Genomic DNA, 9,183 nt, shown 5'->3' with positions numbered 1-9,183 from the left:
CGGTGAATCAAAATCCGGCAACAGGCACGCCGGCAGTCGCCGCCGTCGACTGGGGCACGACCCGCATGCGGGTCTGGCTGGTCGACGAGGCGGGCGGGGTGCTTGCCGAGCGTCGCGGCGATGATGGGTTGATCACCGCGCAGCAAAAAGGCTTTTCGACCATCCTCGAGGGCCATCTGGCGGCGCTCAGCGCACCTGACACACTGCCAGTCATCATCTGCGGCATGGCCGGCTCGCGCCAGGGTTGGCTGGAAGCGCCTTACGTCATCGTGCCGGCGCCGCTCAGTGCCATCCTCGCGGGGGCCGCCCGCATTCCCGGCCAGAGCCGCGACATCCGCATCGTGCCTGGCCTGGCGCAGCGCCTGGAAGATGCGCCGGACGTAATGCGCGGCGAGGAAACCCAGCTTGCCGGCGCCGGTTTGCCGGCAAAAGGTCGCCATCTCGTCTGCATGCCCGGCACCCATTCGAAATGGGTTCTGGTCGAAGACGGCGCGGTCGACGGCTTCTGCACCTGGCCGACCGGCGAGCTGTTTTCGGTGCTGGCCACTCACTCTATCCTGCGCCATTCGCTGGGCGAGAGCCCGAAGCCGGTCACTCCGGACAATCCGTTCTTCCAGGAATGGTGCCGCAAGGCTTTGGCGGAGGGCGGCGATGTCACCTCGCGGCTGTTCTCGATCCGCGCCGCCGGCCTGCTGCAGAACCTCAAGGCCGACGATGCCGCCGCTTGCCTGTCCGGCCTGCTGATCGGCGGCGAGATCGCCTCGGCGGGCCGCCGCTATGGCGAAAGCACCACCGCAATCGTGCTGGTTGCGTCCGGCTCGCTAGCAGCCCTCTACCGCCAGGCGCTAGACCTTGCAGGGCTTGCCGTCAGGACGGTCGACGCCGACGAGGCGGTGCGTGCCGGCCTTATCGAGGCAGCGCGGGAAAATGGCATGATCGCCAAATGACTCACCAGAGTGGAGTGACAGCGTGACCCAGACCGCCCCCTTCCCGAAGCTCAAGCGTGGTCTTGTCGCCATTCTGCGCGGCCTCAAACCCAGCGAGGCGGTTGCCATCGGCCAGGCGCTGTTTGACGCCGGCATCGAAGCCATCGAGGTGCCGCTCAATTCGCCGGAGCCGTTTTCATCGATCGCCAGCATTGTCACCGCTTTGCCCAAGACAACGCTGGTCGGCGCCGGCACGGTGCTGACTTCAGCCGATGTCGACACCTTGGCCAAGGCCGGCGGGCGGCTGCTGGTCAGCCCCAACATCGATGCCGACGTCATGGCCCGCGCCATGCACCATGGCATGGTGACGATGCCAGGCGTGTTCACCCCCACCGAAGCTTTTCAGGCGATTAGGCTTGGGGCTTCGGCGCTCAAATTCTTCCCGGCAAGCGTGCTCGGGCCCAGCGGCATTTCGGCGATGCGGGCCGTGCTGCCGGCCGATACCGTGGTCGGCGCCGTCGGCGGCGTTTCCGAGAAAGACTTTGCCGGCTACAAAGCCGCTGGGGTGACCGCTTTCGGTCTTGGCTCCAGCCTGTTCAAACCCGGCATGAGCGTCGACGAGGTGGCCTCGCGCGCCCGGGCGGCGGTGACGGCCTGGGATGCGGCCTTCGGCGGAGCGGCATGATGGAAAACGTTTCGGTTTTCTCGGACCATGTCTGCGAGCTCGGCGAGGGGCCGAGCTACGATCCCGCCACCGATACGCTGTTCTGGTTCGACATTGTCAACGGCCTGCTGCTGGAGCAGGGTGTCACGTCCGGCGCGCGGAAAGTCCATGAACTCGGCCAGATGGCCAGCGCCATCGCCATTGTCGATGACAATCGCCAGCTCATCGCCACCGAGACTGGCCTGCATGTCCGCGACGTCTCGACCGGCAAGCTGACGCTGCATACGCCCATCGAGGCCGACAATGCGCTGACCCGCTCCAACGATTCGCGCGTCCATCCGTGCGGCGCCTTCTGGGTCGGCACGATGGGCAAGGGTGAGGAGAAGGGCGCCGGCGCCATCTACTGGTTCTTCAAGGGCGAATTGCGCACGCTTTACACCGGCATCACAGTATCGAATTCGATCTGTTTTTCCGAAGACGGCTCGATTGCCTATTACACCGACACCTCGACCGGCCTGTTGATGCGCGTCGCCTGCGATCCGGCAACGGGTCTGCCGATCGGCGAGTCCAAAGTGTTCGTCGACCATCGCTCGTCCAGGGGCTTTGTCGACGGCTCGGTCGTTGATCGCGACGGCGTGCTGTGGAACGCCGTCTGGGGCGGCAAGGCGGTCAAGGCCTATTCGCCAGATGGCACATTGTTGCGCGAAATTGCCGTGCCGGCGGGGCAGTCCTCGTGCCCGGCCTTTGTCGGGGCCAAGGCCGGTCGGCTGGCGGTGACCTCGGCCTGGAAAGGCAAGGACGACAAGCAGCGCAAGCTCGACCCACAGGCCGGCATGACCTTCCTGCTCGACATCCCCGTCAACGGCCGCTTCGAGCCGCGCGTGGTCATCGCCTGAGCGCTGTCGCGCAGGCGTCCGGCTCGGTCGGTTTCGCGCAAGTCTGAAGCAGGGGCCATGCCATGGTGGGACAACACCACCGAAGGTCCTGATCCATGCCGCGCCCGACCCTGATCCTCGTCCATGAGCCGGAAAAGGCCTGTCTCGACCGGCTGGTCGCCGACGGCTTTCCCGCCGAGCGCGCCCTGGAAATCTCGTCCTATCTGGCGCAATCGACCGATCTCGCGCCCGAATTCGATGAAATCACCGCCGCTTGCGGGCGGCGCGGCCTCGCCTTCATGCCGGTTGCACTCGACGATGCGTCAAGCGCGCTGGCGAAGGCCGATCCCGCAACCACGCTTGTCTGGACGCTGACCGACGGCATTGCCTATTTCCGCGGTGCTGCAGCGCCCGCACTTGCCAGGCTGAATGGGCTTAGAACCATCGGAGCCGACGATGCGCTGTTCGCGCTTTGCCAGGACAAGTTCCGCTCCGGCGCCGTGCTTTGCGCGCTCGGCCTGCCGGCGCCGCAGGCAGGCCTGGCCCGCGACGGCCGCTGGCTGGCCGCCCCGCCAGCTTCGGAAGCCGGCTGGTTCGTCAAGCCGAACCGGCTCGGCTCTAAGGTAGGCATCTGGCCGGATTCACGCTGCAACGACCTGGCCCATGCGCTGGAGCTTAGCCGGCGGGTCTATGCCGCTTATCGCGACGATGTCGTCGTCCAGCCCTATGTCGGCGGTCGCAATGTCCGCGCCAGCTTCCTTGGGCTGCAAACGGATGCCGGGGCGGAAGCGCTCGGCATTGCGTTCGTCGACTCCGGCGGCGATTTCCAGACCATGGCGGACTCGATGGCGCTTTACGGCGACACCGGCGAGGCCGCCAAGGCGGCTGGACTATACAGCGAGCCGGTGCTGGAGGCGGTTGCCGACACCCAGCCGGCAGCCGCGGCAACCATCCGCCGCATCGCCGAGCGGCTGGTCAGCGGACTTGGCCTGCGCGACGTGTTTTCCATCGATTTCAGGGTCGAGGCCACCGATCATGTCCACCTCATCGAGTTCGAGGTCTGTCCCGGCCTGCCCTGCTTCGATTTCCGCGCCTATTGCCTGATGCAATGGGGCATGACGCTGGCCGATGCGGTTGCCGAGACGGCGGCGAACCGACTGAACCGACAGGCGATCTGAACGGTCGAGGGACCAGCGCGACCTACCGCGCCTTGACGGCTTTTGCTCCACCTTTAGTGTCGCGGGACAGTCCTCAGGCAAGGCCGCGCGATGAGCACACCAGCAAGCTCCCTCCACCATCACATCAGGCGCATGGCCGGGCGCGATCCGCATGAGGCGCATCGCGTCGCCACGCCGCTCGAGCTGCTGTTCGATCTGACCTTCGTCACCGTCTTCAGCCTTGCCTCGTCGCAACTGGCGCATGCCTTGGCCGAGGGCCACTACGCGGCGGCGCTGATCGGCTTCGGCTTTGCCAGCTTCGCGATCTGCTGGGCGTGGATCAATTTCTCCTGGTTTTCCTCCGCCTATGACACCGACGATTGGATCTTCCGCCTCGTCACCATGGTGCAGATGATCGGCGTGCTGGTGCTGGCCATCGGCCTGCCGCGCATGTTCGCCTCGATCGAGCATGGCGAACACCTCAACAATTCGGTGATGGTGCTGGGCTACGTCATCATGCGCGTCGCCATGATCTTCCAATGGCTGCGCGCGGCGCGGCAGGACCCTGGGCGGCGGCGTGCCTGTCTCACCTATGCCATCGCCATCGCGATCGCCCAGATCGGCTGGGTGGTGCAGATCCTGGTCGATTTCTCGCTGGCGACGAGCCTGGCTTTCGGCGCGGTCCTGCTTCTCATCGAGCTTGCCGGACCGGTCATCGCCGAACGCCGGGATGGCGGCACGCCCTGGCACGCGCATCACGTCGCCGAGCGCTACAGCCTCTTCGCCATCATCGCGCTGGGCGAAGGGGTGGTCGGCACGCTGGCGACGCTGTCGGCCGTGGTCGAGGAGCAGGGCTGGAACCTCGATGCCGCCTTGATCGGCATTGCCGGAATGGGTCTCACCTTCGGCATGTGGTGGGTCTATTACATGCTGCCCTCGGGGACGGTGCTGCACCAGCACCGCAATCGCTCTTTTGTCTGGGGCTATGGCCAGATGCTGATCGTGGCGGCCATCGTCGCCACCGGCGCCGGGCTGCATGTCGCGGCCTATTTCATCGAGCACAAGGCCCATATCGGCCCGGTAGCGACCCTGCTCTCGGTCGCCATTCCGCTAGGCGTGTTCCTGGGGGCGATCTACGCGCTGTATTATTATCTCGTCCAGCGCTTCGATCCCCTCCATGTCTGGCTGCTGGCGGGAACGGCTGCGGTCGTCGCACTTGCCATCATCGCCGCCCTTGCCGGCGTCGACATGGCGGTCTGCCTCATCTTACTCACGCTAGCGCCGGCCGTCACCGTTGTCGGCTATGAGCTGTCGGGGCACCGCCATCAACTGGAGGTGCTGGCGCAGGAGGAAGCGCCGCACTGAGCAGAGCAGCTTCGCGCGTCAGATACCCTCGACCAGCACGATCTCGCCATCGGCTACTTTCTGACGGATGGCGACGGCGCGCTGGTACTCCGGCGAGTGGTAGCAATCGTGCGCCGCGCTGAGCGATTCGAACTCGATAATGACATTGCGGGCGCGGCCAGGCCCCTCGGCCTTTTCATGCTCACCGCCACGGGCAAGGAACTTCACGTCGAAACGGTCGAAAGCGAGCTTGGCGGCAGCGACATAGTCCTTGTAGCCTTCGGCGTCGCGCACATCGACGCGGGCTATCCAGTATCCCTTGGGCATTTTCTTCTCCTCGTTACGCGGCGCGCATCTCTTCCAGTATGGCTTCCGCCGCCGCGCGCCTGTCGCTTGCCGCCACGATTGGCCGGCCCACAACAAGATGGCTGGAGCCGTTGCGGATCGCCTGGCCGGGCGTCACCACGCGTTTCTGGTCGCCATGGTCGCTGCCCTTGGGCCGTATCCCCGGCGTCACCACCGCCAGGTCGGGTCCGACGATGCGGCGCACCGCTTCCGCCTCCTCGGCCGAGCAGACGACGCCGCCCATGCCTGCATGCAGCGCCTGTTCGGCGCGCCTCAGCACCAGCGTGTGCGGGTCATATTCATAGCCGGCGTCGATCACGTCCTGCTCGTCCATCGAGGTCAGCACGCTGACCGCCAGCAGGCACAGGTCGCTGCCCCTGGCGACCTCCACCGCGGCCCGCATAGCCTTGGGATAGGCGTGGATGGTCAGCATGGTCATGCCCATGCGCACGATGTTCTCGACACCCTTGGCCACCGTGTGGTCGATGTCGAGCAGCTTCATGTCGAGGAAGATTCTGGTGCCGCCGCTGGCCAACTCCCTGGCGAAGTCGAGCCCGCCGGCGAAGGCCAGCTGATAGCCGATCTTGTAGAAGGAGACGACGCCGTCGAGTTCGCGCACCGCCTGTTCGGCCTCTTTCACCGTCGGCACGTCGAGGCCGACGATCAGCCTGTCTCTCATGGTATGGGCCTGCATGGCTGTGGAAATCATGCCCCGGTCCGGGTCGCTAGCATGCGCGAGGTTTCGATCAGCGTGCGGCATAGGTGCTCCATCGATTTGGTCAGTCTATCATCCCTGAAATTGCCGTCGCCGTCGAAGGCACTGCCGCCATCGGATACCGAGCATTCCGGCGTCACCATCTCCAGCTGGCAGCGCACCAGCACGGCGCGCAGATGGTTGATGCAGCGGATCCCGGCGAAATGTCCGTTCGAAGACGAGCACAGGCCGGCGACCTTGCCGACAAATGGCCTCACCGGCCGGCCGCCATCCAGGCGCACCCGGCTTACCCAGTCGATCGTGTTCTTGAGCAGTGGCGGGATCGAGCCATTATATTCCGGCGTCGCGATCAGCAGCCCGTCATGGGCGGCGATCAGCCGGCCGAGCTTCACGGCGTTGTCGGGAACGCCTTTTTCCTTTTCGAGGTCCTCGTCGATGATCGGCAGCGGATAGTCGGCCAGCGAAATGCGCGTCACCTCGGCGCCTTGCATGGCCAGCTCCTTCTGCGCCACATCGGCGGTCCTGCCGCTGAAGGCGCCGCTGCGCACCGAGCCGGCGAAGACGAGGATTTTCGCGATCACAGCCATTGGCCACTCTTGTTCCCGGACAGGTACAGCCAGAGGCCGCGCAAATCAACGCACTGGCTCAAAAAACGGAAACGATCGGGGGGCAAGCGCGCGAAGGTGTGCCGAGCAGCTGGGCTATTGCTAGTGGGTGACCGCAATTCTTGCACTCAGCGCGATGAGTGCAACTCCGAGCAAGGCATCTATCGGCCTGCGGACGCTGCCATATGCCGCCCGAACCCTTCTAGTGGAGAACATCAGCGCGACAAGCCCAAACCACGCCATCGCGACCAGCCCGATTATGGCCAGCGATACTGCCTGGACCCAGATCGGAGCCTGCATCGGCAATACCGATATGAACAGGCTCGCGAAGAAGGCGGCCGTCTTCGGATTTGTAATTCCGACAACGAAGCCGCTTCGCCAAGGAGCCGTAGTCTCTGCGCCACTGACGGCCAGCGGTGGCTGCGCCTGCCAAGCCGACAAAAGGATCTTGCTGCCCAGGTAACCGAGATACACGGCGCCGGCGATCCGGACGGCAAGGTGAGCCCATGCAACCTGCGTCAGTACGAGGCCCAGGCCAAACATCGCGAGAGCCGCCCACACCATGATCGCTGCGGCAATGCCAAGCGCCACATGGAACCCCGCGCGACGGCTGATCAGCGCATGGGAAGTCACGGCTACAAAATCGGGTCCCGGGCTCATCGCGCCGAGCAGGAACACTGAAGCAAGTGTCAGGAATTGCGGAAGGTAGCTCATGCGAAGCTCCAATTTCAGGCTCGTCGTACCGCACGCCTGCATGCCAGAGAGGCCAGGAAGCCGCTCGCCGCGATTTCGAGGGTCGTTTCCCTCATCTTCACAAACCTACAGCGCTCTCTAATATGAGCGAAATGAAAGATATTTCGGCAGCCATGAACAAAGCTAATATCAACATCACAATGGTGCGCGTCCTGACATCGCTCAGCGAGACGCGCAGCTTCACGAAAACCGCCGAGCGGCTCTGTCTTTCTCAATCGGCCATAAGCCATGCAATGAAGGCGCTGGAGGAGATCGTTGGCGCGCCCCTCGTCATACGTGATCGGCGCGGTGTCGCTTTCACCGCAACCGGCGAGGCGGCTTTGGATGCGGCGCGCGCCGCTTTGCATGCTTTAGGCCGTCTTGCCGGCCTACGGGAACACTCCATCAAAGGCAGAGTACGGCTCGCGCTGGTCAGCAGCGCCTCGGTAAAGATTGCTCCATATGCGTTGAACATTACTTCCGTCCGGCACCCGGAGCTTGCTGTCGAACTGCTCTTGGGCACGGATACCGAGGTGGCGGAGTGGGTCGATCGCGGTGCCGCCGATATTGGACTGTCCTACATCGCCGGCAATTGCCAAGCCGAGGAACTTGTCGACGACGAACTCTTTGTGGCGTCACCGCAAAAGAACTCAGTCCAAGGCGGGTCATTTCCGATCCGCGCTCTCGACGGCCAGCCATTCATCATGTCGAGCGGCGGCTGCGGACCAATGCTTGCCGAATTGTTCCAGGATTTTGGCGTTGCGCCAGTTGTCATCCTGTCGGCGAGCGATATGGCGGCGCTGCTTGCTCTGGTTGGGGCCGGGCGCGGTTTGTCGGTTGCGCCAGGCCTGGCGTTTCCGGCCGATTGGCAGCGAACCGTCGCGAGGCGTCCTCTTGAGCCGCGTGCGCGTCGGCCTCTGCTGCTTCTGTTCTCCAGCAGCGCCGAAGCAACGGCCGTGCGGGCCATGTGCGCGGCGATCAGAGAGGTCGCCACGAGTTTGCGAGGCGGATAACAGTCAAGGATGTGGATCGACCCTCAATCGAGCTTCCTTCGGGAGACGTCGATCCTCTACAAGGCGCCAGAGACTTCTTCGGCTCTCGATACCAAGCTAATGCGCTTCGCGCCGGTAGATCCACAGCTGCGTCGGCGGGATGTTGCGGAAGATGAAGTCGAAATGCTTGACCGTGTAATTGCCGCGGCCGGGCGGGATCGGCGACAACGGCCCATAGGTCAGCTGTACGATCGGCCGTCCAACCGGGATGCGGTCTAGCAGGCTTTCAATATAGGCGATCCGCTGTGCGACCGGGAAATTGAGCAGCGGCACGCCGGAGACGACGGAATCGAAAACCATACCGCTCTTCTCGCCAAGCGTGGCGTTGAGATTGAAGGCATCGCCCTCGATGACGTTGACGCCGGGATAGAGCTGGCGCAGATGGCGCACGAAATCGGTGGAATATTCGACCGCGTAGAGGTTTTCGGGCTTAACGCCCTGGGCGAGGATTGCACGCGTGATGACGCCTGTGCCGGGGCCGACTTCAAGCACCGGCAGGCCGGACTTCGGATTGACGATGGAAGCCATCTTGCGGGCGGTGACGGAGCTTGTCGGCACGATCGAACCGACCGACTTCGGCTTGTCGATCCAGCCTTTGAAGAATTTGAGTTCGTCGTCGAACTTTTCCGCCAGCGCCTTCCGCAATCCCGGACCACGTGCCATGCAAGTTCTCCTCAACACTCCCCGAACGCTACTTAGCAGCTAACAGGTCCAAGGCAAGGCGCGATCTGGCATAAGATGTTGATGACGTTCGGGAAGCGTGGCGGC

The 9,183-nt window shown here is 64.1% G+C and carries 11 protein-coding genes; 6 read left to right on the top strand and 5 right to left on the bottom strand.

The features are described from left to right. Nucleotides 1-2: 2 nt before the first annotated feature. The 5 genes from NKI46_RS06790 to NKI46_RS06770 all read left to right on the top strand — a co-directional run bounded on the left by NKI46_RS06790 (nucleotide 3) and on the right by NKI46_RS06770 (nucleotide 4,987). The gene (locus NKI46_RS06790) at nucleotides 3-947 is read left to right on the top strand and encodes a 2-dehydro-3-deoxygalactonokinase (protein WP_023681312.1); all 945 of its coding nucleotides are present in this window, start codon (nucleotides 3-5) and stop codon (nucleotides 945-947) included. A 22-nt stretch (nucleotides 948-969) separates the two neighbouring features. Next, the gene (locus NKI46_RS06785; protein ID WP_023681313.1) at nucleotides 970-1,611 is read left to right on the top strand and encodes a 2-dehydro-3-deoxy-6-phosphogalactonate aldolase; all 642 of its coding nucleotides are present in this window, start codon (nucleotides 970-972) and stop codon (nucleotides 1,609-1,611) included. Next, the gene (locus tag NKI46_RS06780) at nucleotides 1,611-2,486 is read left to right on the top strand and encodes an SMP-30/gluconolactonase/LRE family protein (protein ID WP_460222831.1); all 876 of its coding nucleotides are present in this window, start codon (nucleotides 1,611-1,613) and stop codon (nucleotides 2,484-2,486) included. The genes NKI46_RS06785 and NKI46_RS06780 overlap by 1 nt, the downstream gene beginning before the upstream one ends. A 95-nt stretch (nucleotides 2,487-2,581) precedes the next feature. Continuing rightward, nucleotides 2,582-3,643, top strand: a complete 1,062-nt coding sequence (locus NKI46_RS06775; protein WP_352745412.1) for a D-alanine--D-alanine ligase family protein — start codon at nucleotides 2,582-2,584, stop codon at nucleotides 3,641-3,643. A 90-nt stretch (nucleotides 3,644-3,733) separates the two neighbouring features. Beyond that, entirely contained in the window at nucleotides 3,734-4,987 is a 1,254-nt protein-coding gene (locus NKI46_RS06770; RefSeq protein WP_352745409.1) for a low temperature requirement protein A, read from the top strand. Nucleotides 4,988-5,005: 18 nt separating this feature from the next. Here NKI46_RS06770 and NKI46_RS06765 read toward each other — a convergent pair whose 3' ends face one another. The 4 genes from NKI46_RS06765 to NKI46_RS06750 all read right to left on the bottom strand — a co-directional run bounded on the left by NKI46_RS06765 (nucleotide 5,006) and on the right by NKI46_RS06750 (nucleotide 7,345). Further along, entirely contained in the window at nucleotides 5,006-5,293 is a 288-nt protein-coding gene (locus NKI46_RS06765; protein WP_023681317.1) for a DUF1330 domain-containing protein, read from the bottom strand. A 13-nt stretch (nucleotides 5,294-5,306) separates the two neighbouring features. Then, nucleotides 5,307-6,020, bottom strand: coding sequence for an orotidine-5'-phosphate decarboxylase (gene pyrF, locus NKI46_RS06760; protein WP_023739799.1), 714 nt, complete (start codon nucleotides 6,018-6,020; stop codon nucleotides 5,307-5,309). Beyond that, nucleotides 6,017-6,613, bottom strand: coding sequence for an NADPH-dependent FMN reductase (locus tag NKI46_RS06755; RefSeq protein ID WP_023739798.1), 597 nt, complete (start codon nucleotides 6,611-6,613; stop codon nucleotides 6,017-6,019). Before NKI46_RS06755 ends, pyrF begins: the two co-directional genes overlap by 4 nt. 120 nt (nucleotides 6,614-6,733) lie before the next feature. Next, on the bottom strand, nucleotides 6,734-7,345 hold the full coding sequence (locus NKI46_RS06750; protein ID WP_023739797.1) for a LysE family translocator: 612 nt from the start codon (nucleotides 7,343-7,345) through the stop codon (nucleotides 6,734-6,736). Between the two features lie 122 nt (nucleotides 7,346-7,467). Here NKI46_RS06750 and NKI46_RS06745 point away from each other — a divergent pair, with 122 nt between their 5' ends. Further along, nucleotides 7,468-8,376: a LysR family transcriptional regulator gene (locus NKI46_RS06745; protein ID WP_023739796.1), complete on the top strand. Its 909-nt coding sequence runs from the start codon at nucleotides 7,468-7,470 to the stop codon at nucleotides 8,374-8,376. A 96-nt stretch (nucleotides 8,377-8,472) separates the two neighbouring features. Here NKI46_RS06745 and pmtA read toward each other — a convergent pair whose 3' ends face one another. After that, nucleotides 8,473-9,078, bottom strand: coding sequence for a phospholipid N-methyltransferase PmtA (pmtA, locus tag NKI46_RS06740; RefSeq protein ID WP_023681321.1), 606 nt, complete (start codon nucleotides 9,076-9,078; stop codon nucleotides 8,473-8,475). Nucleotides 9,079-9,183: the final 105 nt, after the last annotated feature.

Source organism: Mesorhizobium sp. M0615, assembly GCF_040320805.1.
In the GTDB taxonomy this organism is placed as follows: Bacteria; Pseudomonadota; Alphaproteobacteria; order Rhizobiales; family Rhizobiaceae; genus Mesorhizobium.
Note: the sequence above shows the minus strand (reverse complement) of the source record. Positions and strands in the feature narration are given on the sequence as shown.